Origin of the sequence: Rhodococcus sp. IEGM 1379 (assembly GCF_030056815.1) — a bacterium.
Lineage (GTDB): Bacteria > Actinomycetota > Actinomycetes > Mycobacteriales > Mycobacteriaceae > Rhodococcus_F.
In genome coordinates, this window is sequence record NZ_JASHKR010000058.1 from 1 (window position 1) to 26,857 (window position 26,857).

At 61.7% G+C, this 26,857-nt stretch carries 23 protein-coding genes; 3 read left to right on the forward strand and 20 right to left on the reverse strand.

Translation table 11 applies throughout. The annotated features are described in order from the left end of the window. Positions 1–390 precede the first annotated feature (390 nt). Both tyrS and QM600_RS22430 read right to left on the reverse strand, forming a co-directional pair. Entirely contained in the window at positions 391–1,668 is a 1,278-nt protein-coding gene (gene tyrS / locus QM600_RS22425; protein WP_283263739.1) for a tyrosine--tRNA ligase, read from the reverse strand. 19 nt (positions 1,669–1,687) lie between these two features. Further along, entirely contained in the window at positions 1,688–2,296 is a 609-nt protein-coding gene (locus QM600_RS22430) for a DNA-3-methyladenine glycosylase (RefSeq protein WP_283263740.1), read from the reverse strand. A gap of 87 nt (positions 2,297–2,383) precedes the next feature. Here QM600_RS22430 and QM600_RS22435 point away from each other — a divergent pair, with 87 nt between their 5' ends. Genes QM600_RS22435 through QM600_RS22445 form a run of 3 tightly spaced genes read left to right on the forward strand, consistent with a single transcriptional unit; the run spans position 2,384 to position 4,475 of the window. Continuing rightward, entirely contained in the window at positions 2,384–3,118 is a 735-nt protein-coding gene (locus QM600_RS22435; RefSeq protein WP_283263741.1) for an ABC transporter ATP-binding protein, read from the forward strand. Beyond that, positions 3,115–3,870: an ABC transporter permease gene (locus tag QM600_RS22440; RefSeq protein WP_283263742.1), complete on the forward strand. Its 756-nt coding sequence runs from the start codon at positions 3,115–3,117 to the stop codon at positions 3,868–3,870. The genes QM600_RS22435 and QM600_RS22440 overlap by 4 nt, the downstream gene beginning before the upstream one ends. Then, complete coding sequence (locus tag QM600_RS22445; RefSeq protein WP_283263743.1) at positions 3,867–4,475, forward strand: TetR/AcrR family transcriptional regulator; 609 nt, start codon at positions 3,867–3,869, stop codon at positions 4,473–4,475. Before QM600_RS22440 ends, QM600_RS22445 begins: the two co-directional genes overlap by 4 nt. Here the strand turns inward: QM600_RS22445 and QM600_RS22450 are convergent. The 18 genes from QM600_RS22450 to pheS form a co-directional block, all read right to left on the reverse strand. Then, positions 4,472–4,693: a Trm112 family protein gene (locus QM600_RS22450; RefSeq protein WP_283263745.1), complete on the reverse strand. Its 222-nt coding sequence runs from the start codon at positions 4,691–4,693 to the stop codon at positions 4,472–4,474. The genes QM600_RS22445 and QM600_RS22450 overlap by 4 nt on opposite strands. A gap of 67 nt (positions 4,694–4,760) precedes the next feature. Further along, the gene (locus QM600_RS22455; RefSeq protein ID WP_283263746.1) at positions 4,761–7,742 is read right to left on the reverse strand and encodes an acyl-CoA synthetase; all 2,982 of its coding nucleotides are present in this window, start codon (positions 7,740–7,742) and stop codon (positions 4,761–4,763) included. A gap of 136 nt (positions 7,743–7,878) precedes the next feature. After that, the gene (argH, locus tag QM600_RS22460) at positions 7,879–9,297 is read right to left on the reverse strand and encodes an argininosuccinate lyase (protein WP_283263747.1); all 1,419 of its coding nucleotides are present in this window, start codon (positions 9,295–9,297) and stop codon (positions 7,879–7,881) included. Positions 9,298–9,300: 3 nt separating this feature from the next. After that, positions 9,301–10,500: an argininosuccinate synthase gene (locus QM600_RS22465; protein ID WP_094273447.1), complete on the reverse strand. Its 1,200-nt coding sequence runs from the start codon at positions 10,498–10,500 to the stop codon at positions 9,301–9,303. Between the two features lie 47 nt (positions 10,501–10,547). After that, entirely contained in the window at positions 10,548–11,027 is a 480-nt protein-coding gene (locus tag QM600_RS22470; protein WP_094273448.1) for an arginine repressor, read from the reverse strand. After that, positions 11,024–11,962 (reverse strand): ornithine carbamoyltransferase, encoded by a 939-nt coding sequence (gene argF / locus QM600_RS22475; RefSeq protein ID WP_283263748.1) that lies wholly within the window; start codon positions 11,960–11,962, stop codon positions 11,024–11,026. Before argF ends, QM600_RS22470 begins: the two co-directional genes overlap by 4 nt. Before the next feature lie 5 nt (positions 11,963–11,967). Then, positions 11,968–13,167: an acetylornithine transaminase gene (locus QM600_RS22480; protein ID WP_283263749.1), complete on the reverse strand. Its 1,200-nt coding sequence runs from the start codon at positions 13,165–13,167 to the stop codon at positions 11,968–11,970. After that, positions 13,164–14,081, reverse strand: a complete 918-nt coding sequence (argB, locus tag QM600_RS22485; RefSeq protein ID WP_283263750.1) for an acetylglutamate kinase — start codon at positions 14,079–14,081, stop codon at positions 13,164–13,166. The genes QM600_RS22480 and argB overlap by 4 nt, the downstream gene beginning before the upstream one ends. Continuing rightward, positions 14,078–15,313, reverse strand: coding sequence for a bifunctional glutamate N-acetyltransferase/amino-acid acetyltransferase ArgJ (gene argJ, locus QM600_RS22490; RefSeq protein WP_283263760.1), 1,236 nt, complete (start codon positions 15,311–15,313; stop codon positions 14,078–14,080). The genes argB and argJ overlap by 4 nt, the downstream gene beginning before the upstream one ends. A gap of 20 nt (positions 15,314–15,333) precedes the next feature. Further along, positions 15,334–16,389 (reverse strand): N-acetyl-gamma-glutamyl-phosphate reductase, encoded by a 1,056-nt coding sequence (gene argC, locus QM600_RS22495; RefSeq protein ID WP_283263752.1) that lies wholly within the window; start codon positions 16,387–16,389, stop codon positions 15,334–15,336. A 54-nt stretch (positions 16,390–16,443) separates the two neighbouring features. After that, on the reverse strand, positions 16,444–16,707 hold the full coding sequence (locus tag QM600_RS30005) for a PspA/IM30 family protein (protein WP_283263761.1): 264 nt from the start codon (positions 16,705–16,707) through the stop codon (positions 16,444–16,446). Positions 16,708–17,054: 347 nt separating this feature from the next. Then, complete coding sequence (idi, locus tag QM600_RS22505; protein WP_283263753.1) at positions 17,055–17,660, reverse strand: isopentenyl-diphosphate Delta-isomerase; 606 nt, start codon at positions 17,658–17,660, stop codon at positions 17,055–17,057. Positions 17,661–17,703: 43 nt separating this feature from the next. Continuing rightward, a complete protein-coding gene (locus QM600_RS22510; RefSeq protein WP_283263754.1) occupies positions 17,704–18,714 on the reverse strand; it encodes a phytoene/squalene synthase family protein in 1,011 nt (336 codons plus the stop codon). Next, positions 18,711–20,339 carry a phytoene desaturase family protein gene (gene crtI / locus QM600_RS22515; protein WP_283263756.1) on the reverse strand — a complete coding sequence of 543 codons (1,629 nt, stop codon included), beginning with the start codon at positions 20,337–20,339 and terminating at the stop codon, positions 18,711–18,713. Before crtI ends, QM600_RS22510 begins: the two co-directional genes overlap by 4 nt. Before the next feature lie 133 nt (positions 20,340–20,472). Then, positions 20,473–21,717 (reverse strand): glycosyltransferase family 2 protein, encoded by a 1,245-nt coding sequence (locus QM600_RS22520; protein WP_283263757.1) that lies wholly within the window; start codon positions 21,715–21,717, stop codon positions 20,473–20,475. Then, positions 21,714–22,532 carry a carotenoid biosynthesis protein gene (locus tag QM600_RS22525; protein ID WP_502943065.1) on the reverse strand — a complete coding sequence of 273 codons (819 nt, stop codon included), beginning with the start codon at positions 22,530–22,532 and terminating at the stop codon, positions 21,714–21,716. The genes QM600_RS22520 and QM600_RS22525 overlap by 4 nt, the downstream gene beginning before the upstream one ends. Positions 22,533–23,326: 794 nt before the next feature. Further along, positions 23,327–25,813: a phenylalanine--tRNA ligase subunit beta gene (gene pheT, locus QM600_RS22530; RefSeq protein ID WP_283263758.1), complete on the reverse strand. Its 2,487-nt coding sequence runs from the start codon at positions 25,811–25,813 to the stop codon at positions 23,327–23,329. Positions 25,814–25,878: 65 nt separating this feature from the next. Next, positions 25,879–26,857: phenylalanine--tRNA ligase subunit alpha (gene pheS / locus QM600_RS22535; RefSeq protein ID WP_283263759.1), on the reverse strand; the 979-nt coding region annotated here is incomplete at its 5' end.

Here is a 26,857-nt window from a genome sequence, read left to right on the forward strand (position 1 = left end):
GGCACTGACATTCATCGACACACTGTTGAGTTCTCAAAGAACACGCGCACACCGTGACTTCAACCAAGGTTGAACGCTCCGGGGCAGACTTTATACTTTAGCTTGTGCACCACCGGGAAGCAAGTTCCCGTATTCAGTGCTTCACCAGTCAAACCGTAGAAGATTTAACTAAGTGATTGTCTCCGACTTCGTCCAACCGCGTGTCCCCGGCCTCTCGGTCGGGGTTGGTGTCCGTGTCGCTCTGACTTGGATAAAGTTACGCGACGGAAAACTGAGCGTCAAACTCCCAGGTCGCAGATGTCCGTGGGGTTAAATCCGCTGGTAGCTCGCTCGTGAGCGAGCTACCAGCGGTCCCAGGAGCCACTTTCGGCAACTGTGACCCCACACACGTCAGTTCGGCAGCACCTTCACGCCGGCAAAGTTGCGCTTTCCACGGCGGACGACCAACCAACTGCCATGCAGAAGATCAGTTGCGGCCGGCTCCCAATCGTCGGCGGAGACCTTCTGGTTGTTCACCGAAGCGCCACCTTCCTTCACTGCGCGCCGAGCAGCTCCCTTGCTTTCACACAAACCGCTGGTGACAAGGAGGTCGATGATCGTCCGAGGCTCCCCCGGAGCCAACTCACTGACCGATGCTTCCTTCAACGCCGCTGCGAGTGTCGACTCGTCGAGTTCGCTCAGCTCTGCTTTTCCGAACAACGCCTGGCTGGCGAGCTCCACAGACCGGGTGTTGTGGTCGCCGTGGACGAGCGTCGTCATCTCTGCGGCTAGTCGCTTCTGCGCTTCGCGGGCATGGGGACGCTCGGTTGTTGCGATCTCGAGTTCCGCGAGTTCCTCGGCACCGAGGAACGTGAACCAACGCAGGTACTTGATGACATCGGCGTCTCCGGTGTTTACGAAGTACTGGTACCAGGCGTATGGGCTCGTCATCTCCGGATCGAGCCACAAGCTGCCGCCGCCGGTCGACTTACCGAACTTCTTTCCGTCGGCAGACGTCACGAGCGGAACGGTCATGGCATGGACACTTTCACCGTCGACACGACGGTTGAGTTCGACACCCGCGATGATGTTGCCCCACTGATCCGAGCCACCTACCTGCAGCGTGCAGCCGAAGTCGCGTCGCAAGTGCAGGTAGTCGTTGGCCTGGAGCAGCATGTAGCTGAACTCGGTGTACGACATTCCGTCGGATTCGAGGCGTCGTTTGACTGTGTCGCGCGCAAGCATGACGTTCACCGAGAAGTGCTTGCCGATGTCCCGCAGGAAGTCGATGGCCGACATCTTGCCGGTCCAGTTCATATTGTTCTCGATGACCGCGCCGGTCGGAGAATCGTCGAAGTCGACAAAGCGCTCCAACTGGCCGCGGATACGCCCAGCCCAGTCCGCGACGGTATCCGCGGAGTTCATCGTGCGTTCTCCGACGTCACGGGGATCGCCAATCAGTCCGGTAGCACCGCCGGCGAGAACGATCGGGCGGTTGCCGGCACGCTGAAAACGCTTGAGAGCGAGCAAAGGGACGAGGTGACCAGCATGCAAGCTCGGCCCCGTGGGGTCGAACCCGGCATACAGCGTGATCGGTCCAGCCTCGAGATTCTTACGCAATGCGTCGAGATCGGTTGATTGGGCGATCAGTCCGCGCCAGGTCAGTTCGTCGAGAATATTCTCAGTCACGGGGTCGATCATCCCACCTCTACGAAACGGCAGGCGCTCGTGGGCTTCGACGGTAGGCGGACACGGCGGAACAATCCGGAATCCACAGTCGCCAGGGAATGTCGGCAGCCGTACTGACTCCCACTCTGGGGCCTTCACTCCAGATCTCCGCTTCTCCCAACTGCAGACGCACTCGCGATGTCGGATCGAAGACATCCGTTCCATTGTCCGCCAACGAGATTTCCACGGAGGAGCCGAGATTGCCTGGCCCTCGCGCCCATTCGTACTTATGCCGAGTACGGGAGCGCCGTTCCTTGACGACATCATCTCCGGCCACGACCTCAGCGGCCCGCAGGAGGACACCACCAGCGACTCCCGTGGGTCCGTACGAGATGTTCATGCAGAAGTGCATTCCGTAACTGCGGTAGACGTAGAGCAACCCGGCCCGCCCGAACATCACCCGATTCCGCTGCGTTTGCCCTCGATACGAGTGCGCTGCCGGGTCCGGCCACGGCCCGACTTTCTCCCCTCCGTATGCCTCCACCTCGACTATTCGCAGTGACACGTCGTCGACCGTCAGTGTCGAACCCAGAATGATCAAGCCCGCTTCGCGTGGACTCGTCACGTCCGCCAGAACCTTGATGCTCACCTGCTCAATTGTGCCCAACCGTTGACTCTCGGGTGCGCCGCGTCACATAATTCATCAAGTGATGAATTACTGGAAGTGAGACACACAGTGACCACGAACCCAGCAATCGACATTCGAGGTCTTCGCGTAATCCGTGGCAAGAACGAGGTCCTCCACTCGATCGACCTTCAGGTTGCCAGCGGATCGATCACCGGACTTCTCGGGCCGTCGGGCTGCGGAAAGACAACGCTGATGCGCACGATTGTCGGAACTCAGATCGTCGAAAGTGGCGACGTCAAGGTCCTGGGCGACAATGCCGGGTCGGCCGCCCTTCGGCGCCGCATCGGTTACGTCACTCAATCCCCCAGCGTCTACGGCGATCTGACGGTCACCCGCAATGTCCAATATTTCGGCTCTCTCTACGGCAAGTCCGCGGCTGATGTTCGCGCAGCAATAGATACCGTCGGTCTCACCCGAAATGCACACCAGTTCGCCGCTGACCTCTCCGGCGGACAGGCAACTCGGGTATCGCTCGCGTGCGCACTCGTCGCCGACCCGGAACTGCTGGTTCTCGACGAACCGACAGTCGGGCTCGATCCGATACTTCGCGTCGAACTGTGGGAACGATTTGCCGAACTCGCCAAACACGGCACAACACTCCTGGTGTCGAGTCACGTCATGGACGAAGCAGATCACTGCGCGCAGCTGATCCTGATGCGCGACGGCCACCTCCTGGCACAGCTCACCCCCGACGACCTTCGCGCCAAAACCAGATGCGAGCGTCTGGAAGACGCATTCCTCGAATTGATCCGGACTTCACCCGTCGGAGGTGAAATATCATGAGCGTCAACATCTTCGGAGCCACAACTCGACGAATCCTCCTGCAGCTACGTCAGGACCACCGCACGGTCGCGATGATCCTGTTGGTTCCGACGCTCCTGATGGTCCTGCTGTATTTCCTCTACCAGGACGTGCCGACCGCACCCGGCCAGACTTCGATCTTTCAACGCGTCGCCATCACCATGCTCGGGATCTTGCCCTTTGTCGTGATGTTTCTGGTTACCTCCATTTCCATGCAACGGGAACGGAGTTCCGGCACTCTCGAACGCCTGCTGACAACGCCGATGGGCAAACTGGATCTGCTGGCCGGATATGCGGCCGCATTCTCACTGTCCGCGGCGGCTCAGGCGGCTCTCGCGTGCGCCGTCGCGTTCGGATTCCTGGGGCTGACTATCGCCGGCAGTCTAGGTTGGGTGATCGTGATCGCAGTTCTGGTCGCAATCCTCGGAGTCGCCCTCGGCCTGCTGGCCAGCGCTTTCGCCAAAACCGAGTTTCAAGCGGTGCAGTTCATGCCCGTCGTGGTGGTTCCCCAACTATTCCTGTGCGGACTGTTCGTACCCCGTGACCAACTACCGACGTGGCTTGAATGGATCAGCAACGTACTCCCCCTGAGCTACGCCGTCGACGCGCTCGGACAGGTGTCGATTCACGCTGACGCAACCGGCCAGATGTGGCGTGACCTCGCAATCATGGCTGGTTTTGCCGCCGCAGCGTTGTCACTGGCAGCAGCGACCCTCGATCGCCGAACACCATGACCACCCGCGACATCCCGCCGCGATCCGGCCGGCGCCCCGGCAAGTCCGAGACTCGAACACAGATTCTCGACAGTGCCCGACACGCATTTTCACGGAACGGATTCCGGCAGACGACAGTCCGATCCATCGCCCTCGGCGCCGACGTCGACCCGGCCTTGATCCACCACTATTTCGGCAGCAAAGAGCAACTGTTCACAGCTGCAATCGCACTACCGCTGGACCCGAGGATCGTCCTCGCGCCGGTTCGGGCATCAACGAACGAACAACTGGGCTCCACTCTGCTGACGGCGGTGATCGGCGTCTGGGAATCGGAACACCGCGAGGCCATTCTCGCTGCATTTCGATCAGCGATTTCAGGCGACGGATCACAGTTGATCCAGAGTTTCCTACTGAACATCGTCTTACGCGACATCATTCCGCGAGTGGATTCGCCGCCCGGGAGCGGACTGCTTCGAGCGGAGTTGGTCGCGTCGCAGATCGCGGGGCTCTTGATGACCCGCTACATTCTCGAGCTCGATCCACTGAAATCACTGAGCGTCGACGCGCTGATACCGCTGGTGGCTCCGAACCTCCAGCGGTACCTCACGGGAGAACTCCCGATCTAAGTCTGACCGTCAGCTGCGCCGGAGTGTGCAATTAGCTGCTCATGCTCGTCGTCTGCAACGTCACGAGCCTCGTCGATCAACAGCACCGGAATACCGTTCTCGATCGGGTAGGCGCGCCGAAGGCGAGGGTTGTAGAGCAGCTCGTCCCCGACCAGCAACAGCGGGCCCTTGTCTTGCGGGCAGGCAAGAATGCTGAGCAACGTCGAATCAATAGCCACGTTTTTCCTCTCGAACCGAACACGAACTGAGCGTGTTCAGGCTACCCGCCGAACACCGTCCAACCACTCACCGAGACCCGGTACCCACCCTCGTCGGCATCAACTGAGCCGCAACGGCCTTGGTCAGCCGCTTGTACGACTGGGTTTCGGTGTCCAAGTACCAGGTCCGCGGACCCGGCGCAGGCACACCCGCCGCGATGAGCGCCGTCGAGCTCGGGCGATACGACGAACCCACCGGAATGCTGTCAACGACGTGAACGATGTCCGGACGAGCGTCGAAATCGAGTTTCGACAACGCCTCGGCGAGTTCTGCCGAGCGGAATTGCCGGCCCGGCAGCCACGTCACAGCCGCCACTGCCAACTGATACGGGGCCTGACCGATCGCGTAGGCAACCGCTAGGTCCACGCGAGGAACACTCGACAGAGCGTCGACGATCGGAGCCGTGAATACCGCTCCGCGAACCGTCGACATGACGGTGTGCTTGTGGTCGACCAACCAGTAGTCACCGTCGGAATCGCGTCGGAACAGATTCTCGGTCGGAATCCACGAATCACCGGCCTCGAACAGACCGCGCATTGCTCCACCCGACAGGTCAGCATTCATTCCTGCTCGCCCGAGCAACAATCCGACCTCGTCGTCGGCGCATTCGCGAACAAATCCGTCCTCGTTTTCGAGGAGTCGACCGCTGAGAGGCTCGTACGCCGCCAGCCGAACTCGGGCGCTGCCGGGCAACGGGCGACCCTTGGACCCGATCTTGGATCCGGAGACATTGGCGAGGATGACATCACCCTCGGTAGACGCGTAGAACTCGAGGATCTGTGCCGGATCGAATGCTTCGGTAGTCCGCTTCCACAGCCCCGGCGGCATACCCGAACCGATGAAAAGCCGTACCGGATGACTGCCGTCGAGCAACAACAGGTCTTCGTCCAGAATCTGGCGCATCATCGACCACGTGTAACTGACGACGGTCACTCCGTAACGGTGAATCTCCTCCACGAAACGCGCCGGATCGAGGCCCCGCGACAGTGCAATCCGGGATCCACCCGCCATTGCGCCACCGATAGTCGCCAACAAACTCGACGAATGATGCAGGGGTGCAAGGCAATAGACGGTATCGCCGCGATCGAGGTCGGCGGCAGTCGCCGTACCGAACGCGGACAGCGCCCAACGATAGTTGGTGATCTGCTTCGCTTCGAGTTCGCCACCGGACTCAGCGAAGATGATGAACGCGAGTTCGCGCGCCATGCCTGGATCCGGCCGGTACCAACCCGGAAGGTTCACCGCCGCCGGATCGATCTGTTCGAGATCGATCACGTCGTGGGATGGATCGACGGTCAGTCCGCGCGCATCGCCGCCGCCCAGTACCAGGACTGGCCGCCCGAGCGTGACCGCAGCTTCGACGTTCTCCGGATCAGTGATGATTCGATCTACTGATCCGAGTTTGACGGCAGTGGCGACGTCGCCGCCCGGCGGAAGCATGACGGCGACGGCACCAAGTCGCGAGAGCGCCGAGATTGCCGCAAGCGCACTGGGACGCGTCTCCATCAGCACGCCGACGTGAGCTGCCGGACGCACACCCACGGATATCAAACCGCGAACGACATTGTCGATACGGGCATTGACGGCTTCGTAGGTGTGAACGCGGTTGTCGAAGAGGAAGCACTCTCCGGCCGGCGCCTTACGGCGTTGTTCTGCCAGAAGCTGACTGAGCGAGATCTTGGTATGCGGCTGAATCTGATTGAGCCTCGCCAACCTGGGCAATGCTCGGGCAGCTTCATGGGATAGTTCGAAGGTTCCACGCAACGCGCCGGCAGCAAGGTCGCTGATGCCCTTTGTCATACCGACACCGACCTCGGCGACAGACGCCACGGTATGGATGATCCGGTTGCTGATGGACACACCGGTCTCGTCTTCGAGGTACGGGCCCGAAGGCATGCGGTCGACACGATCCGGGAGTTTCCCGCCCGTTTCGGTCCACTGCACAAATTCCCCGGTAGTCGGCCACGTGTGGTTGGCCGCGATCGAACCGACCACCAGTCCGAAATGCCCTGCGCGCAAGGTTGATTCGTAGACGTCGGCACGCGGAGCCGCCTGGGTGATTCCGCGGACTGCCTGAGGCTGCCCGATGTCGTCGACCTCGCCGACAAACGCCAGAATGGGGCACGTGATCTCGGCGAGCGAAACCACCTGATCCTTGATCACGAAACCGCCGGACATCATCCGGTTGTGCACGATGAACTGCTTGAGCAGTTCTGCGACTGCGGGCCCCGACCAGGCGACCCACCCTTCCGTGGCCAGGAAGCGTCGTTGCTGCTCGCGTGGAAGCAGCGCTTCACGATCGTGAAGTTGCAGGAGGAAATCCACACGCATCTTGAGGGTCTTCACCGGGTCGAGCAATTGGAAGCCGGTGCGGGCCATCCAGCCGGTGACCGCGAGCCTGTTGAAGACGTGGTCAGCCAGGAAATCGGCACCCCACGTGGCGATCCCGGCCGGGATACCGAAAGGCAGCGCAGCCAACGTATCCACGGGGCTTCCGAAAGTGATGACGCTGGCGATATTTCGACTGCGCCGATACGCGGCCGCCTGATATGCGAACATTCCACCCTGCGAGTACCCGGAGAGGTGAACGTCTTTGCCGGTGTGACGGTGGACGTGGTCGACGATGTCACTCAGCGCAACGATGTGGTCGGCGAGATTACGGTCCCAGCCACCTTCTTCTGCGTCCGGCGAACCGAAGTCGACAACCCAAGGATCGAGTCCCATCCCGTGCAGAATGCCGACGGCACCCTGATCCCGAGTGACGTCGTACACGTTGGCCGACATCATCATCGGAGGAATCAACACGATGGGCGGACCGGCAACCGCGGGATCAGCATCAGGAAAATATCGCCGCAGACGGTACATCGGCGCACGTTCGACAATCTCGAACGGCGACGTCGTCAGATCCGTCTCGAGCCCACCCAGACGAACAACTTCGAGGCCATTCTGCGCCGTCGCAACCACCCGCCGAAGAGGGCCCAGCACTGACTTGGAATTCAATCCCACCATTTCACTCCCAAGTTACTTGCAACATCAGGTCGGTCGCATTTGTCTCAAGCGCAATTAGCCTACTGTCCCAAAAAACAAATACGCGGTCAGGGAGCACAAAATGCTCCCTGACCGCGTAAGACAATGACCTTAGAACCTAGAGCGACCACTCCCGCAGCGACTGTGCGAGGGTACGTACGCCCTCGAGTTGCTCGGCTACCCGAACCCCGGCGGTTCCGCCGCGTGCGTTACGCGACGCGATGGAACCCTCGACGGTCAGAACCTCGCGCACTGCCGGGGTCAACGCGCTGTCAACACCGGCCAGTTCTTCGTCCGTCAGATCTTCGAGTCCGACGCCCCGTGCCTCGGCAACCCGCACACACGCGCCGGCTGCTTCGTGGGCCACACGGAACGGAACGCCCTGACGGACCATCCATTCCGCGATATCCGTCGCCAAGGTGAAACCGGCCGGAGCCAACTCCGCCATGCGCTCGGTATGGAACTCGAGCGTCTGCACCAGACCTGTGATGGCCGGAAGCAACATTTCGAGCTGAGCAACCGAATCGAAAACCGGTTCCTTGTCTTCCTGCAGATCCCGGTTGTACGCCAAAGGCTGAGCCTTGAGCGTCGCCAACAATCCGGTGAGGTTGCCGATCAGGCGACCCGACTTACCGCGCGTCAGTTCCGAGACATCCGGATTCTTCTTCTGCGGCATGATCGACGAACCCGTCGACCAAGCGTCGGCAAGCGTGATGTAGCCGAATTCCGGTGTGCTCCAGATGATGACCTCTTCGGCCATACGCGAGAGATCGACACCGATCATCGCCAACACGAACGCAGCCTCGGCGGCAAAGTCGCGCGACGCCGTGGCGTCGATCGAGTTTTCTGCCGAGCTGTCGAACTTCAGTTCTGCCGCAATAGCTTCGGGGTCGAGTCCGAGTGAAGAACCGGCCAAAGCGCCAGACCCGTACGGGGACACCGCAGCTCGCACGTCGAAGTCCCGCAGGCGCTGAACATCACGCAGAAGCGGATGCGCATGTGCCAGCAAGTGATGCGCGAGCAACACCGGCTGAGCAGCCTGCAAGTGCGTCTTGCCTGGCATCACGGCATCCGGATGGGCGCCGGCCTGACCAGCCAGAGCATCGACCACGTCGAGCACACCGGTCGAGATACGGCGAACCGCGTCACGGAGCCACATACGGAACAGTGTCGCCACCTGGTCGTTACGTGAACGACCGGCACGCAGACGTCCGCCGACCTCGGGACCGACACGCTCGATCAAGCCGCGTTCGAGAGCGCCATGCACGTCCTCGTCCGACTCGCTCGGACCGAAGGCGCCGCTCACGACGTCGGCCCCGAGCTGCTCGAGACCGTCGAGCATGGTCGCGAGATCGGCCTCACTCAGGAGACCGGCCTTGTTAAGCACGCGGGCATGAGCCTGCGACGCCCGAACGTCGTACGGAGCCAGTACCCAGTCGAAGTGAGTCGACTTGCTCAGCGCTGCCATGGCGGCGGCCGGCCCGGATTCGAACCGCCCGCCCCACAGAGCGCCTTCATTGGTGCCGTGCGCAGTCATTCTTTACAGACCCAGATCGCGCTTTGCCGCGACCTTCGAGGACAGGCCGTGGATCTCGACGAAGCCCTTCGATGCGGACTGGTCGAATGTGTCGCCCTCGTCGTACGTTGCGAGGTTGAAGTCGTAGAGCGACTCGGGGCTACGACGACCGTTGACCGTGATTGCTCCACCGTGCAGGAAGAGGCGGATGTCGCCGGTGACGCGTTCCTGCGTCTTCGCGACGAACGTGTCGAGTGCATCCTTGAGGGGCGAGAACCACAGGCCGTCGTAGACCAGCTCGGACCAACGCTGCTCCATCTGACGCTTGTAGCGACCGAGTTCGCGTTCGAGGGTGACGTGCTCGAGTTCCTGGTGGGCGGTGATGAGAACCATCGCGCCGGGAGCTTCGTAGATCTCGCGGCTCTTGATACCGACGAGACGGTCTTCGACGACGTCGAGACGGCCGACGCCCTGGGCACCGGCGCGCTTGTTCAGTTCCTGGATGGCTTCGAGGACGGTGACCTTGCGGCCGTCGATGGCAACGGGCTTGCCGGCTTCGAAGCTGACGATCAGCTCGTCAGGCGCGTTCCAGTTGACTGTCGGATCCTCGGTGTAGTCGTAGACGTCCTTGGTCGGCGCGTTCCACAGGTCCTCGAGGAAACCGGTCTCGACAGCGCGACCCCATACATTCTGGTCGATCGAGAACGGGGACTTCTTGGAGACGTTGATCGGGATGTTGTTGTCCTCGGCGAACTTGATCGCCTTTTCGCGGGTCCAGGCATAGTCGCGGACCGGTGCGATGACCGAAAGGTCGGGAGCGAGAGTGGCGAAGCCAACCTCGAAACGAACCTGGTCATTGCCCTTACCGGTGCAACCGTGCGAGACGATGGTGCCACCGTGTGCGCGTGCAGCCTCGACGATGTGCTTGACGATCAGCGGGCGGCTGATAGCCGAGACCAGCGGGTAGCGGTCCATGTAGAGGGCGTTTGCCTGGATGGTCGGCAAGCAGTACTCGTCCGCGAACTCGTCGCGAGCGTCGACGACGACGGATTCGACTGCGCCGCAGTCGAGTGCGCGCTGACGCACGACCTCCATGTCCTCGCCGCCCTGCCCCAGATCGATGGCGACGGCGACAACCTCAGCACCCGTCTCCTTGCCGATCCAACTGATGGCAACAGAAGTGTCCAGCCCGCCCGAATAGGCGAGTACGACGCGATCGGCCATTGTTTTTGTGCTCCTTAGGTTGAATATCTTGTGTCAAGAATAAGGGGTCAGGCTAGGGATTCGATCATGGCCGCGAGTTCCGCTCCGGAAAGCGGTTCCCGGGCCATCACGAAGATGGTGTCATCTCCCGCGATAGTCCCCACGATATCGGTCAGCGAGGCGCGATCAAGTGCGCTCGCCAGGTAGTGCGCGGCCCCCGGAGGAGTCCGGAGAACCGCCATGTTTCCGCTGAAATCGGTCGACACCAACAGCTCACCGAGCAACCGCGACAGGCGATCCGTGCCGCCTGAGACTCCGCGCACGGGGTTGCCGTCCTCCGGCACCACGTACACCCCGGCACCGCCGTCGGCTGCCCGCAGCTTTACTGCTCCCAACTCCTCGAGGTCGCGGGAGAGGGTGGCTTGAGTCGCCTCGATGCCCTCGGCCCCGAGCAACGACGCCAGTTCCGTCTGACTTCGAACGGGGTGTGCCGCCAGCAGCGCGATGATGCGCGACTGGCGACCCGCCCGAGTGGGAGCGACGCTCACGCTGTTCCTGCGGTTCGCTGTTCCAGCAGCCAGACCAGCAGTGCTTTCTGGGCGTGCAGGCGGTTTTCAGCCTCGTCCCAGACAACGCTCTGCGGACCGTCGAGCACCTCGTCGGTGACCTCTTCACCGCGATGCGCCGGCAAGCAGTGCATGACTACCGCCTTGGGGTCAGCCAGGGCAAGCAGTTCCGCATTGATCTGGAAGGGACGGAACGGTCCGACGCGGTCGAGGCCGTCGTTCTCCTGGCCCATCGACGTCCAGGTATCCGTGACCAAGGCGTCAGCGTCGGTTGCTGCTTCTCGCGGATCCTGCGTCAGCGTGATCGTTGCACCAGTTTCCTCGGCCCGCTTGCGTGCCGCCGCGACGACCCAGTCGGCGGGCTCGAAGCCCGCAGGGCTGGCGATTGTGACGTCGATGCCTGCGGTGACGCCACCGATCATCAGCGAATGTGCCATGTTGTTGGCGCCATCCCCCAGGTAGGTCAGCTTCAATCCCTTGAGCTCACCCTTCTGCTCGATCAATGTCTGCAGATCCGCGAGAACCTGGCACGGATGGAACTCGTCGGACAGAGCGTTGACGATGGGAATCGTTGCGCCGATTGCCATCTGCTCGAGCCGCTTCTGGCCGAAGGTGCGCCAGACGACAGCGTCGACGTAACGCGAGAGGACGCGTCCGGTGTCCTGCAACGTCTCTTCGCGACCGAGCTGAGTACTACGACCGTCGACGACGACGGCATGGCCGCCCATCTGCGCGATACCCATCTCGAAGGAGAAGCGTGTACGCGTCGAGTTCTTCTCGAAGATCACGCCGACTCCGCGCGGTCCTTCGAGCGGACGACGTGAGAACGGGTTCTTCTTGAGCTCGGCCGCGAGCGCGAGAACCTCGGCCTGCTGAGCGGGAGTGAGATCGTCGTCCCTGAGAAAATGCTTCACCACGGTAGTTACTTCTCCCCCGGCTGGTCAGCCGATAATGCACTGTCGAAGATGGCAGGCAGCGCTGCCACGAATGTCTCGGCTTGCTCATCCGTCAGGATCAACGGCGGCGCCAACCGGATGACTCCGGGATTTGCTGCATTCACAAGGTACCCGGCTTCGCGTGCCGCGTTTTCCACGCCGGGAGCGACGTCCTGTGTGAGTACGACGCCCAGCAGCAAGCCCGAACCACGCACGTAGTCGACGAGCGGATGATCCAGCTCTTCGATACCGGCGGTGATGGACTTACCCAAACTGTCTGCGCGCGAGATCAAGTCCTCGTCCGCGATGGTCTTCAGGACCGCGAGGGCAGCGGCCGCGCATACCGGGTTTCCACCGAAGGTGGTCCCGTGCTTTCCGGGGCCGAACAGCTCTGCAGCAGCTCCGGTTGCGATGCACGCGCCGATCGGCATTCCGCCGCCGAGCCCCTTCGCCAACGTGATGACGTCCGGAACGATCCCGACAGCCTGATGGGCGTAGAACCAGCCGGTGCGGCCGATACCCGTCTGGACCTCGTCCAACACCAGCAGAGCGCCGCGCTCGGCGGTGATCCGGCGAGCTTCGACCAGGTAGCCCTCGGGCGGTACGACGACGCCGCTCTCACCCATGATCGGTTCGAGAAACACTGCCGCAGTATCGGAATCGACAGCGCGATCGAGAGCTTCGATATCGCCGTACGGAACATATTCGACGCCGGCGGGCATCGGTTCGAACGGTGCTCGTTTGGCCGGCTGACCGGTCAGTGCCAACGCGCCCATCGTGCGGCCGTGGAACGAGTTCTCGGCAGAAATGATCTTCTTACGGCCCGTTGCGCGAGCAAGCTTGAACGCTGCCTCGTTGGCCTCCGTGCCGGAGTTGCAGAAGAACGCTCGACCCGTCGCAGTGCCGAGATGGCCGAGCAACTGCTCCGCCAGTTCGATAACCGGCTCGCTCGCATAGAGATTGGAAACGTGACCGAGCGTCGAAAGCTGTTGTGTGACAGCTTCGATGATCGCCGGGTGCGCATGCCCGAGAATGTTTACTGCGATGCCGGCCAGAAAGTCGACGTACTGCTTGCCGTCGGCGTCGGTGAGAACAGCTCCCTCACCGCGAACCAAGGCGATCCGGGGTACGCCGTAATTGTTCATCAGCGAAGCGGACCACCGCTGCTGCATATCCAACGTGCTCATGAGTTGTCTCCAGGCTCGGTGATGTCGGATCCGGGCACAACCATCGTGCCGATTCCCTCACCGGTGAACAGTTCGAGTAAGACGGAATGCGCGAGCCTGCCGTCAATGACATGCGCCGACGGAACACCACCGCGAACAGCTCGGAGGCACGCTTCCATCTTGGGCACCATGCCGGCGTCGAGGCTCGGCAAGAGCTTTGCCAGCGCGTCGGTATCGATTTCGCTGGCGAGAGAGGACCGATCCGGCCAATCCGTGTACAGACCTTCGACATCGGTGAGAACAACAAGCTTCTCTGCGCCGATCGCCTCGGCCAGTGCAGCCGCGGCCGTATCGGCGTTGATGTTGTGAACTACACCGTCGACATCGGGAGCGATGGTCGAGACCACCGGAATGCGCCCTGCCGCAATGAGATCCAAGACTGCATCGGGGTTGACCGTCGTGACGTCACCGACCAGTCCGATATCGGTCTGCGCCCCGTCGACCGCAACGGTACGACGCGTCGCCGTGAACAGGTGGGCGTCTTCGCCGGAGATGCCAACCGCGTACGGACCGTGCGCATTGATCAGACCGACGAGTTCACGACCCACCTGACCGAACAACACCATCCGCACAACGTCCATCACCTCAGGCGTCGTGACGCGGAAACCGCCGCGGAACTCCCCCTTCATGCCCAGACGCGCCAACATTGCATTAATCTGCGGTCCACCGCCGTGAACCACGACGGGATGGATGCCGACTGTGCGGAGGAATGCCATGTCGGCAGCAAAAGCCGTCTTGAGTTCGTCGTCGATCATGGCGTTGCCGCCGTACTTGACCACAACGATCTTGTCCCGAAAACGCTGCAACCAGGGCAGTGCGTCCGCGAGGATGTGCGCCTTCTGGTGCTCGCTGATCGCGGCCAGAGATTCCGTCATGACGAGTACGCCGAGTTCTCTTCGACATACGCGTGTGAAAGGTCCGTCGTACGGATCGAGACCGACTCGCTGCCGATCCCCAGGTTGATATCCAGTTCGATATCGATTCCGCTGAGGTCGACTTCCCGAGCACCCGGCGCACCGACACCATCGATGCAGACGGGATTTCCGTTGAAGGACACGCTGATTCGATCAGGATCCAGCTCGATGGGAGCGATACCGATTGCGGCGAGGACACGTCCCCAGTTGGGATCCGAGCCGAACAGTGCAGTCTTGACCAGACTGTCACGCGCGACGGCCCGGGCACCGATCAAGGCATCCGACTCCGTGACGGCACCGCGAACGGTCACCTTCACGCGCTTGGTGACGCCCTCGGCGTCGGCCATCATCTGATCGGCGAGGTCGTCGCACACGGCGAGAACAGCGGCGTTCAGTTCGTCCTGGCTCGGAGCGACGCCACTCGCACCGGACGCCAACAACAGCACCGTGTCATTGGTCGAGGTAGCACCGTCGACGTCGAGACGATCGAAGCTCAGGTGAGTGGCGGCACGCAGAGCGGTGTCGAGCTGCTCGGCGCTGGCAACGGCATCGGTCGTGACAACACACAGCATCGTGGCCAGGGCCGGCGAGAGCATGCCCGCACCCTTCGCCATTCCGCCGACATTCCACTTGTTCTCATGGTGCAGCGACGCCTGCTTGGGCACCGTGTCCGTAGTCATGATCGCGTAAGCGGCATCCGTGCCACCGGAAATACCACCGGCAAGTTCGTGAACGACCTCGGTGACACCGGGCAGCAACTTGTCCATGGGCAACCGGTCACCGATCAGACCGGTGGAGCAGACGGCCACCTCCACGGCACCAGTCTCGGTACCCCAGTTACTGAGCGCCGACGCGACCTCTTCGGCCGTCTTGTGCGCGTCCTGGAAACCGCCGGCACCCGTACAAGCGTTGGCACCACCCGAATTGAGCACCACCGCGCGGAGCTTGCCCGTCGTCAATACCTGCTGCGACCACAACACCGGGGCAGCCTTCACCTTATTCAACGTAAAGACACCGGCCGCAGCCAAGTCCGGTCCTTCGTTGAGCACCAGCGCGAGGTCCGACCTACCACTCTTCTTGATACCCGCGGCAATTCCGGCCGCGCGGAATCCTGCCGGCGCCGAGACACCCTGGGTGCGAAGCAGGCGCCCACCGGCGACGTGGACCACGTCCTCCTCGGTTGCGGCGTCGATATGCTGCGAATTGTCGGTGCTCACGGAGCTACTCCCACGGTAGAGAGACCTGCGGTCTCAGGTAGACCAAGGGCGAGGTTCATCGATTGCACAGCGCCACCGGCCGTGCCCTTGGTGAGATTGTCAATTGCCGAGATGACTACCAGTTGACCGGCATCCGTATCTACGGTGATACCGATCTGCACGGCGTTGGATCCGATCACGGCACCGGTCTGCGGGAATACCCCAGCCGGGAGCACGTGAACGAACGGCTCGTCGCGGTAAGCCTTTTCGTAGATTTCCCGCGCCTGCTCTTCGGTCGCAGTAGTAGCTGCGGTGCAGGTCGCGAGGATGCCGCGGGGCATCGGCGCCAGGACCGGCGTGAACGACACGCTGATGTCCTTGCCGCCCGCAGCCTTGAGGTTCTGAATGATTTCAGGGGTATGGCGGTGGACTCCACCGACGCCGTAGGCACGAACAGAACCCATGACCTCGGAGCCGAGCAGATCAGCCTTGGGTGCCCGTCCGGCACCGGAAGTACCGCTCACTGCAACAACATTGACGTGCGAATCGATGATTCCGGCCGCAACGGCCGGAGCCAGAGCGAGGCTTGCAGCAGTCGGGTAACAACCGGGAACGGCGATACGCGTCGCACCCACCAATTTCTCACGCGCGCCAGGCAATTCAGGAAGTCCGTACGGCCAGGTCCCGGCGTGGGGGCTCTTGTAGAACTTCTCCCACAGCGCGCCGTCCTGAAGTCGAAAATCTGCGCCACAGTCGACGATGACCGTCGACTCCGGCAGCGCCTTGGCGTACTGAGCCGAGTTGCCGTGCGGAAGTCCGAGGAATACGACGTCGTGACCGGAAAGGATCTCGACAGTGGTTTCTTCGAGCACTCGCGAAGACAAGGGAAGAAGGTGCGGGTGATGCTCGCCAAGCGTCGAACCGGCATTGCCGCCGGCCGTCAGTGAGCCGATCACCAAGCTGCCATCGGCGCACGAGGGGTGTCCGAGAAGCAGACGCAGAACCTCACCACCGGCATATCCACTGGCACCGGCGACGGCGACTCTGATCGACTTACGCGTGTCCTCAGTCATGCACATCATTATGCATCATCGTGCAAGGGAATGCATAATTACTTAGGCGGCCTGTTATTTACCCATCGACCGACGAATTTCCTCGAGCTTCACCTTCGCAGCCTTCTGCCGCTCATCCCACTTCTCGTCAACCGATGTGCCCGCAGGGCTCTCATGCGCCAATTCAGCCGAACCGATCGACGTGCCGACGCGACCTTCGATCTTTTCCCGGACACGGTCGAACGTGGGAACTCCGGCCTCCGTGTAATCCGGTCCCGGTATCGGCGGCACAGTCCCGGAGTACACCGGTGCGTCAATGATTTCGTCGACCTCGACCACCGTTCCCGCCAAATCAACTTCCTCGGTAACGAGCGGGTCGGAACGAGTAAGCCGGCCGGAGTTGGAGACAGCAGCGTCAAGCGCACCCAGTATCACGGACAACCCGGGTCGACGTTCTGCAACAGCCCGAACCATCACGAGGAAATCCCGATCGTCGAGCGCATCGGCAGCCTCGACCACACTACGCACCGAACCATCGTTCTCGGACATCGCCAAACTCCTTCTCGAAAACGCGTCGGACCCCTCGATCCTTCCATGCTTGCGCATCAATTTCCCGCAGGCCGCGGGCCAACCCTTGGTTCCTCACGACCCGTGGACGTCAGCTCCCCGGACACCGGGCGGTGACATCACGACAAAGGGCCGTCCAACTGCGAGCCCTCACGCGCAGCGGGCGGCAAAGCCGCTGCGGGGGCAGTCGGCCACCGGAGAGGATCTCGACCAAGCCGCCGAAGCTGTTGCACCTGCTCACGACACCACGGCGACATCTCCCGGTCACCGCTCAAACCCCTCGACAAAAAGTCTTGCCAATCGATCCACTCGAAACTCTCCACCTCGGACGGATCGGGGGAAGGGCGGGGCCCGTTGTAGAGAACTCGAAAAACGGGGCAAATTTCGTTCTCGACAATCCCGGAGTCCATCACCGCGCGGTATCGGAACGACGGGAGAACCAGGCTCACATCGTCCGTGTCGATTCCGAGTTCTTCGATCATCCGACGACGGACCGCCTGTTCGAGTGGTTCGTCCGGCGCAGGATGGCCACAACAACTGTTTGTCCACACACCCGGCCAGGTAGTTTTCCCCAGCGCACGCCGAGTTATCAAAACATTGCCCTCGCGATCGAAAACATAGGCGGAGAACGCAAGGTGCAGCGGTGTCACCGTGGTGTGTACCGTCGCTTTCGGTTCCGTTCCGATAGCGCGGCCGGCGTCGTCGAGCAGCACAACGTGTTCCATGTGCAAAATTTCCTGTTCAGTCGATTCGAATAATGCGCTGTTCTCAGCGCCTGACCCGGGTCCGAAGTGTGAGCAATCCGGTTTCTGCCAATCGAGGCGCCGCGACCGCCAGACGTCGCCGCTGCGATACACGTGCCCGGCGATGGAGTACTCGATACCCGTTGTCCTCTACTTCACGCAGAATCTCGCGATAGAGGACAAAAGCGGTGCGCATCGCGGGGCGCACCACGGGATCGAGCATGTCGATCCCAGGTTCGGCTGTCCGATACACCGCTCGGGTAACTGCGATGAGATGCGCAAGAGCACGCTCGAGTCTGACGTCGCGGTCCCCGGTGTTCCGGCAGTGCCGGAGTAGTTCCTCATCGACGCCGAAAGCCCCCAATTCCTCGGTCGGCAGGTAGATCCGATCACGATCGAGGTCCTCCCCCATATCGCGGATGAAGTTCGTCAACTGGAAGGCTTCACCGAGGGCAATCGCTGGGCCGACAGCAGCGTCTCGATCTGTTTCGATGCCCAGAATAGGGAGCATCTGCAGTCCGATTACCGCTGCGGAGCCATACATGTACTCCGACAACTCAGCCGTTGTTCGATATCGCGAACGGAATACGTCGGTCCCTGGTATGTCCATCCGCATCGAGTGCAGGAAGGCGTAGTAGTACTCGTGTGCGATGCCGTATCTTGCCGTGGTATCCACCAGCGCACGGAGCACAAGGTCAGTTCGACTCTCTCCCAAGGGCTCTCCCGCCAAGGCACCCTTGATGCGACGTTGGAAAGCCTCTAGCTTGGCGCTCGCTATTCGGTCCGCCTGTGTGTGCGACGAACTTCCCGAATCGACTCCACTGAGATCAAGCTCCGAGTCGACGTCACCTGAGTCGACGTCCACGATATCGTCGACCATGCGAGCGAACCCGTACAAGGCGTGGACGCCGGCACGCTTGTCCGCCGGAAACAGCCGGGTGGCAAGGAAGTACGTTTTCCCATGCTGCTCATTCAACTCACGACACAGGCGATACGCGACGTGAAGGCTGGGATCGATCCGATCGAGTTCCCTCACGACGCAGTCCCGGACGATTCTGCATGTGTCCCTCTGCGCAGACCGGACCCGTGGTTTCCGGGCGAGCCGGTAATCCTCTCGGCGGCAAGCCGTCCCGAGATGAGTACCGTAGGCACGCCGACACCCGGCGTGGTGCCGGACCCGGCAAGGACCACGTTGACGAGTCCCGGAACCAGGTTCTTACGCCGGAACGGGCCGGTCTGGCGAAACACGTGCGCCGACGAGAACGGACTGCCCCCCAGCATTCCCTTCTCCAACCACGTCTGCGGAGTATCAAGATGGTCCACCACCATCGCGGACCGGATATTGCGGTAGCCGCGATCCTCGAGTACCTGCTGAACTTCGCGCATGTAGTGAATTCCCAACTGATTCCAATCGATGGGGGCACTGACAAGATTCGGGCACGGCGCCAGAATCGAGATCGGTTCACACCTGACACCGTCACGTTCCACATACAACGCCGGGTCGGTCACTGCCGGTCGCGTGATCAGAAGGGACGGGTCCTCCATCAATTTTCCGTGTCCACGACCGGCCGTGATGCGCGCAAAGGTCTCCGCCCACTGCTCGCCGAAGTCGATGGTGTGGTGGGCGGTCGACGGCCACGTGGCCGTCACCTCCGTAGGAACTGTTCCGTGGAAGACGACCGCCGATGGCGAAACGACAGAGTAGCCGCGCCGACGGCCCCTACGGCTCGCACCGGCTCGGTCCAGCAACTGATCGACAACGGGGAGGTCCGTGGTGAGTATCAGGGAATCGCACGGAAAATGACGACCGTCGGAGGTCCGCACACCGGTCGCGCGCTTGTCCTCGATGTCCACGGCAACGATCTCTGCGTCTGTGTGCAACGTTCCGCCATTACGCGTTAACGCGTCTGCCATCGAGCCGGCGATGGCAGACATGCCGCCTTCCGGGAAATAGACTCCGAGGGATGTGTCCATGTGTGCAATCGCGCCGTAGACGCCCAACGCTTTCGTCGGGGCCATCCCCGCATACAACGCCTGGAAGGTGAAGATTCTCCTCAGTCGAGGATCCTGGACAAACGAATCGACCCGCGGGCCGAGTCGACCGAATCCACCCAGTCGGGCCAGTGTTGCGGTTTCTCGAAGCGCTGCCCACGACGATACGAGATCGAGCGGCGAATCGAAGTTCGAACTGATGTAGCGGTCGAACTCCGTATCAAAGATGGAAGCCAACCATCGGCGCAGCCTGCGGTAACCCACCGATTCGGCAGGACCGCACTCTTGTTCGACTTCCTTGGACATCGCTGTCGAATCCGAATAGACGTCAATGGAACTTCCGTCGGCATAGCGTGTGTGATAGCTCGGCGAAAGTTTGGTAAGTGTGAGCGGTGGAATGGTGGACTCGAACGATTCGCCGACTGCTGCGAGCGCATCGGCAATCAGATCGGGCATAGTGAGAACGCTCGCGCCGTTGTCGATGTCGTAAAGGCGATGGCCGGCGCTGTCGAGCACTTGGTAAGTGCCGACCCGACCTCCGATCGTGCTCTCCCGCTCGAGCACCGTAACTTTTCGGCCCGCACCGACGAGGTGGAGTGCGGCAGAAAGCCCAGCTAGCCCCGCTCCCACAACAATGACCGAATCTGTATTTCCGGACACCGCCTTCATCGTCGACCGCCTGACACTGCGCCCGGAAGACACTGCCGATGACACAGATCGGCATGCACCCACTTCGTACCCACTGCGGCGTTCAGCACCAACGTCGCCGGACGGTCAAACGTGGAGATCGGCATATCGGTTCTCATTTCTCGGCGACGCCGGTAGTGACGGCTGTATTCATTGTCGGCGCATTCAGTGCACGGCCCTTCCACGACAGGTCGTTGCGGGCCCGGCGACGACGCGAATCGACAACAAGTGCCATGAACATCGCAGTGGAGATCGGGTGAGCGCACGCAACTCCGAAGGAGCGAAGGATACCGGTCAAACCATCAGGCCTGCAGGTCGACTCGGATTTTTCGGCACACAGCCGAGCTACCACGGCGGCACCATATCCCGCCAATCCCAGCCGACGCGTCCGACCTGATCCCAAGACAGCTGCGGCTGGAGGCACTGCGTACATCAGTGCCACGGCCGACAGAGTAATCGCGGTGCCGGTTCGCCCACCGAGAGACGACCACAGCCATCGAGTGTATCCGGCACGCAGTTCCGCCCAGCTTTCATACATGCGGCAACTGACAAATCCTGCGCCCGAGATCAGAATGGATCGGTGTCCGTTGCGCCGAACCGCACGGGCTAGGTCGAGATCCTCGGTTGCGCTCGACGCCACAGATTTGTGCCCACCGATATCGCGGTAGATCTGGGAATCGAACATGAGGAACTGTCCGCACGCAACGGCCAGCGACGGACGTGAGGAACGGTTTGCCAAGGGAACGAAAAGAGTCGACATCCATGAATAGCTCAGCAGCGGCTGGACCAGATGCTCTGCAATACTGCCCGTTTCCTGGTCAGGCCAAGGACAAACCAAAGCTGCGTCGTGGTCGCGTAGCGCACCCACGGCCGCCGCGATCGCATCAGCCGACAATCTGACATCCGCATCGATGAAGGCAATGATGCCCGGATGATGCACATCCTTGTACGCAAGATCGGCCAGTGCGAAGCACGCTGCTGCTTTGCCGGTCCAGCCAGGCGCCGGCGAAGCGCCATTCGAAGCCACGCTGATGCGCGGATCCCCGTCAGCGGCGCGGCGAGCAGCCGCGAACGTCCCATCGCTCGAGTTATCGTCGAGCACAATCACGCTGAGCTCGCCGTCAAAGGACTGTGTACGTAGGTCCCCGATGAGCAAGGGCACCGTGGCCTCCTCGTCACGCGCAGGAATACACACCACGACACGTTCGTGTGACTCGGCCGATCGGGTCCGCTGCATACGCGGCATGAACAGAACATTCCCCAGAGACATCAGTGCAGACATCCCGGCTAGCGCAGTGCCTACTTCGGTAACTCGTTGGCCGACGCGTACCGCTCGTCGCAGCGTGTCGTCCCCCCTCACGCCGTCACCACGACCCGTGTCCCCTCGCGAATCAACGTCATTACCAACGGAACACCCACAAGTCCCATCACACCGAGTCCGTAGATCGCCGAGTAACGCAATTCGTCGCCATCTAGAAGAACCGCATGCGCTAACGCCGATCCCAGCCAGGTCCAGACGAACAACACCAAGGGTGCGGTATCGGAGACAGAACGACTTTCCGATCGGCGCGAACTGCATCGTTTCCCGATAAATTCGACTGCGACAGCCATGACCAGCACCGTGACGAACCAGCCGAGATAGTTCGTGAACGGTATCGACGGTATGCCGGGTAGCCCAGAACTGTCAGATGTCCAGGTCCATTGACCGTCGGTCACCATCTGTGTATCGAGGTACAGATCCCAGCCCACCATTCCTAGCGCAGTGGCCGCGATACGGTGCATCGGCTTCCGCTGCGGTGACAGTCGTGATCGCTCGAGCACATAGGTCACGGCACACCAGATCGGATAAAACCCGGCCGTCCACGCAAGCGGAACGACGGCTGGGACACCCAGGATGTCAGGTCCTAGTCGATCAGTGGCGTACATGTAGCTCCCGAACGGATAACCCGTTGCGGTACCGACCATCTCGGCAACAAGACCAAGACCGGCAGTAGCGGTGAACAGCACGAGCGTCCATCCTGGGCCGCGCGAGAGCCAAGCGTGCGCCAGCGACGCCGCAGCGAGCAGTACGACTACCGCGACAGTCACCCTGTCCCGCGACATGCCAACCGCGAGCGGATAGTAGATCTGTGCTATCACCGCGCACCCGACAAGTCCCCACACGAATCCGAGCAGAACACGAGACTTGCGTTCGATCGGTTGTGAATTCGGCTCGTGCGCCAAAGCGGGCCTGCGCAGCCCGAAATCCGTCACGTCGATCGTCGACCCTCGTTAGGTCCATCTTCTCGACGTGCGTCGTCGCCCGACTCGGACGCCATCGGGCGGTCCCGTCGAACATGCGCATCCATGAACATCTGAAGAAAACCGCCTTCCACGCTATTGACTTGTGAATCCTTAGCTTCGAAAGGATCCGAGGTATGAATAGGCATCTGCTGCTTCCTTTGAACATCGCCCGAGTCGACAGGGACTGTCCGACCTGAGTGCATTCCGACCTGACTGCAATTGGCGTCCTGATGAGACTGTCTACCCGCTGGACCGACTAACTTCGTCGAGACGTCACATCACGTCGGCACACCTGAGAGCCGCCATCGGTCCAGGTCGACGAACGGGAGAATGGCATCAAACTCGTTTTGATCCGTACGCGCATAGATACTCCCTCCAGTCACGCCGCGCCGACATGGTTCGTACGTAAACAGTCGGCCCCTGTCTACGTGACATTCGGAACTCGACGTCGAGCGGATGGGTGACGATGTGAAGAATTCACAAAATATTGTGTTTACCTCTTTTTTCGATGGACGACCCCCGCTACCGCGGCCAAAATTTGCCCTCCCCCGAGGGGTGTCGCACGAAAAAAAGTAAGGGCCTGAAGTCCGGTGCAATACCGAACTCAGGCCCTTACAGGTGAAACTCTATTTCACCAATTCTACAACGGGATCTTGTCACCGAGGATTCCCGGGACAGCGCCCCGACTAGCCACGCATCTGGGCGCCCACGGCCTTGGATGCTGCCTCGACGGCAGCATCGCGAGCAGCGCTGGCCTCATCCTCGGTCAGCGTGCGGTCTACACCGCGGAAGCGCAAAGCGAATGCCAGCGACTTGCGGCCTTCGCCGACCTGCTCGCCTTCGAAGACGTCGAACAGGCGGATGTCTTCGAGCAGTTCGCCACCACCGATACGCAGTGCTTCCTGAACGTCGGCTGCCGGCACCTTGCGGTCAACGACGACTGCAACGTCCTGAAGAACTGCGGGGAACGGCGAAACCCGCGGTGCCGGCAAGTTCTCGACCAGGGGCAGAGCATCCAGATCGATTTCCAAGGCACAGGTGCGCGCAGGCAATCCCGCACGCTCGAGCACGGCGGGGTGCAGTTCGCCGGCATGGCCGACAACTACTCCGTCGACAAGAACCTCGGCGCAACGGCCCGGATGCCACGGCAGGTACTGAGCCGCACGCAATTCGATCGCAACACCCGCTGCTGCGGCAATGACGTGCGCCGCAGCGAAGGTATCGGATGCCTCTGCCGCACGACCCGGCCCCCACGGACCGCTTGGCTCACGCTGTCCACTGAGAACAGCAGCGATATGCACCGGCTGAGCCGGCAACGAATCGATCAGGTTGGCAATCTGCTCGTCCGTCGGACGACGGTCGACCGGCAATGCGTCGACGGGCTTGGTATCCGGACCAGGCAGGACAACCTGAGCGATGCCGTACAGCGAGAGATCACGCTGACCGCGAGAAGTATTGCGAGCCAAGATCTCCAGCAGACCGGGCAGCAGAGTCGTCGCCAGTTCGGGGCGATCCGCTTCGAGAGGGTTCAGTACCTTGCTGGTGTTGCGACGCGGATCATCCACATCGAGCCCCCACACGTCGAAGACGTTGGTAGGCAAGAATACCGGCGGAAGCACCTCGACATACCCGGCGTGGGCAACAGCCTTCGACACGGTGCGCTTGCGGCGCTGCGTCGCTGTCAATCCACGGCCGGCCGGTGCTGTCGGAAGTACCGACGGAATCTGCTCGAGACCTTCGAGGCGCAAAACCTCTTCGACCAAGTCAGCAGGCTGCACCAGGTCAGGGCGCCACGACGGCGGCGTCGCGACCAGCTGTCCGTGGCCTTCTTCGCTGACTCCGACCTCGACGGTGCAACCGACCTGAGTGAGCCGACGGGCAGCCGTACCGTTGGCGTAGGTGACTCCGGCAACGCGGTCCGGCAGATCGATGTCCATGTGGATTGCATCGCGCGGAGCAACGGCGCCGACGTCGGTGAGTACGGGCTCGATACGGCCACCGGCGATTTCGACCAGCAGCGCAGCTGCACGATCGACAGCAGCGAGTGGAATGGCCGGATCGACTACCCGCTCGAAACGCTTGCTGGCTTCACTCGACAACTTGTGACGGCGCGCAGTCTTGAAGACCGCGAGCGGATCCCACGTAGCAGCTTCGAGAAGGATGTCTGTGGTCTCGGAGCCGACCTCGGTGGAAGCACCTCCCATGACAGCGGCGAGTGAAATGACACCGGAATCGTCGACGATGACAACATCTTCGGGATCGAGCGTGCGCTCCACCTCGTCGAGTGTGGTCAGCTTCTCCCCCGCCTTCGCGCGGCGAACTACCAGGGCGCCCTGGACAGCACTCGCGTCGAACGCATGCAGCGGCTGACCCAATTCGAGCATCACGTAGTTGGTGACGTCGACGGCCGGAGAAATCGGGCGGACACCCGAGAGCAACAATCGGCGCTGCAGCCACCACGGGCTGACAGCCTTGGGATCGATTCCGGTGACCTTGCGCATCACGAATCGCGACGCCTTGGACTCGGCTTCGAGGTGCACCGGCCATGCTTCACCCTCGGCGGGGTGTGCGGGAACCGAAGCGGGATCAGCGAATTCGAGATCGAAGCCGCACGCCAGCTCACGCGTCAAACCACGCACCGAGAAGCAGTATCCGCGGTCGGGGGTGATGTTCAGTTCGATGATCGTGTCACCGAGACCGAGCAGCTCGTTGCCGTCAGCTCCCGGCTCGGCGGTACCGGGCTCGAGAACCAGGATGCCCGAATGGTCTTTCCCGATGCCGAGTTCGGAGACGGAGCAGATCATGCCGTCGGAAATTTTGCCGTACGTTTCGCGGGTCGCGATTGCGAAACCACCGGGCAGAACAGCGCCGGGAAGGGCAACAACGACGAGGTCACCCTCGGCGAAATTACGCGCGCCACAAACGATGCCGCGGGGTTCGGACTCGCCGACCTCGACCTGGCAGAAACGGATCGGCTTCTTGAACTCGGTGAGTTCGGTGATCTCGAGGACCTTGCCGACCACCAACGGGCCGTCGATTGCCTCGAGTGTGTCGAGTTCCTCGACTTCGAGCCCGACTCGGACGAACCCCGCGTCCAACTCTTCCGGGGTCACCTCCCAGTCCGGAGTTGCCCGCTGCAGGATCTCGGTCAGCCAGGATTGCGCTACTCGCACGTCAGCTCAGCTCTCTCGTTTTCTCGATAAGTCTGTAAGTCGATAAGTCCGCGTACCCGGACCGGTCAGCCCGCAACACCGAAAGGCAGCGTGAATCGCACGTCGCCCTCCACGATGTCGCGCATATCCGGAATACCGTTGCGGAACTGCAATGTCCGTTCGAGGCCCATGCCGAATGCAAAGCCCGTGTACTCGTCAGGATCGATTCCACTGGCGCGCAAAACCTTCGGGTTGACCATGCCGCAGCCGCCCCACTCGACCCAACCTGCGCCACCCTTCTTGTTCGCGAACCACACGTCGACCTCGGCCGACGGTTCCGTGAACGGGAAGTAGTTGGGGCGCATACGCGTCCGAGTGTCGGGACCGAACAGCGCGCGAGCAAAGGCGTCGAGCGTTCCGCGAAGGTTTGCCATTGTCAGGCCCTTGTCGACTGCCAGACCCTCGACCTGGGAGAAGACCGGTGTGTGCGTCGCATCGAGTTCGTCGGTACGGAACGTACGGCCGGGGCACACGACGTAGATCGGGACATCACGAGACAGCATCGTGCGAACCTGCACGGGCGACGTGTGGGTACGGAGCACCTGACGCGAGTTCTCCGGCGCAAGATGGAACGTATCCTGCATTGTCCTCGCGGGATGATCCGGCAAGAAGTTGAGAGCGTCGAAGTTGAAATGCTCGGTCTCGACCTCCGGTCCTTCAGCGATCTCCCAGCCCATCGCGACGAAGACGTCCGCGACCTGCTCGGAAATCAAGCTGATGGGATGCCGGGCGCCAACGGGATGGCGACCGGAAGGCAAGGTGACGTCGATTGCCTCGGCAACGAGTACGGCCGCGTCGCGCTCGGCCAGAAGAACCTCACGGCGAGCGTCGTACGCCTTGCTGATGCGGGTGCGGAAGACGTTGACGCGCTTACCGGCATCCGCCTTTTCCTTGCCCGGCAGGCTGCCGAGACCACGGCGCGCGAGGGCGATCGGGGACTTGTCCCCCATGTGCTCCACCTTGACATGCGCGAGCGCATCCAGGTCTGCGGCGTCCGCAAGCGCC

Excerpts from the sequence above, each read along its gene's own strand:
- QM600_RS22440 (WP_283263742.1), top strand. The coding sequence starts at position 3,115 with ATGAGCGTCAACATCTTCGGAGCCACAACTCGACGAATCCTCCTGCAG.
- QM600_RS22445 (WP_283263743.1), top strand. The coding sequence starts at position 3,867 with ATGACCACCCGCGACATCCCGCCGCGATCCGGCCGGCGCCCCGGCAAG.
- QM600_RS22455 (WP_283263746.1), bottom strand. The coding sequence starts at position 7,742 with ATGGTGGGATTGAATTCCAAGTCAGTGCTGGGCCCTCTTCGGCGGGTG.
- argH (WP_283263747.1), bottom strand. The coding sequence starts at position 9,297 with ATGACTGCGCACGGCACCAATGAAGGCGCTCTGTGGGGCGGGCGGTTC.
- QM600_RS22465 (WP_094273447.1), bottom strand. The coding sequence starts at position 10,500 with ATGGCCGATCGCGTCGTACTCGCCTATTCGGGCGGGCTGGACACTTCT.
- QM600_RS22480 (WP_283263749.1), bottom strand. The coding sequence starts at position 13,167 with ATGAGCACGTTGGATATGCAGCAGCGGTGGTCCGCTTCGCTGATGAAC.
- argB (WP_283263750.1), bottom strand. The coding sequence starts at position 14,081 with ATGACGGAATCTCTGGCCGCGATCAGCGAGCACCAGAAGGCGCACATC.
- argC (WP_283263752.1), bottom strand. The coding sequence starts at position 16,389 with ATGACTGAGGACACGCGTAAGTCGATCAGAGTCGCCGTCGCCGGTGCC.
- idi (WP_283263753.1), bottom strand. The coding sequence starts at position 17,660 with ATGGAACACGTTGTGCTGCTCGACGACGCCGGCCGCGCTATCGGAACG.
- crtI (WP_283263756.1), bottom strand. The coding sequence starts at position 20,339 with ATGAAGGCGGTGTCCGGAAATACAGATTCGGTCATTGTTGTGGGAGCG.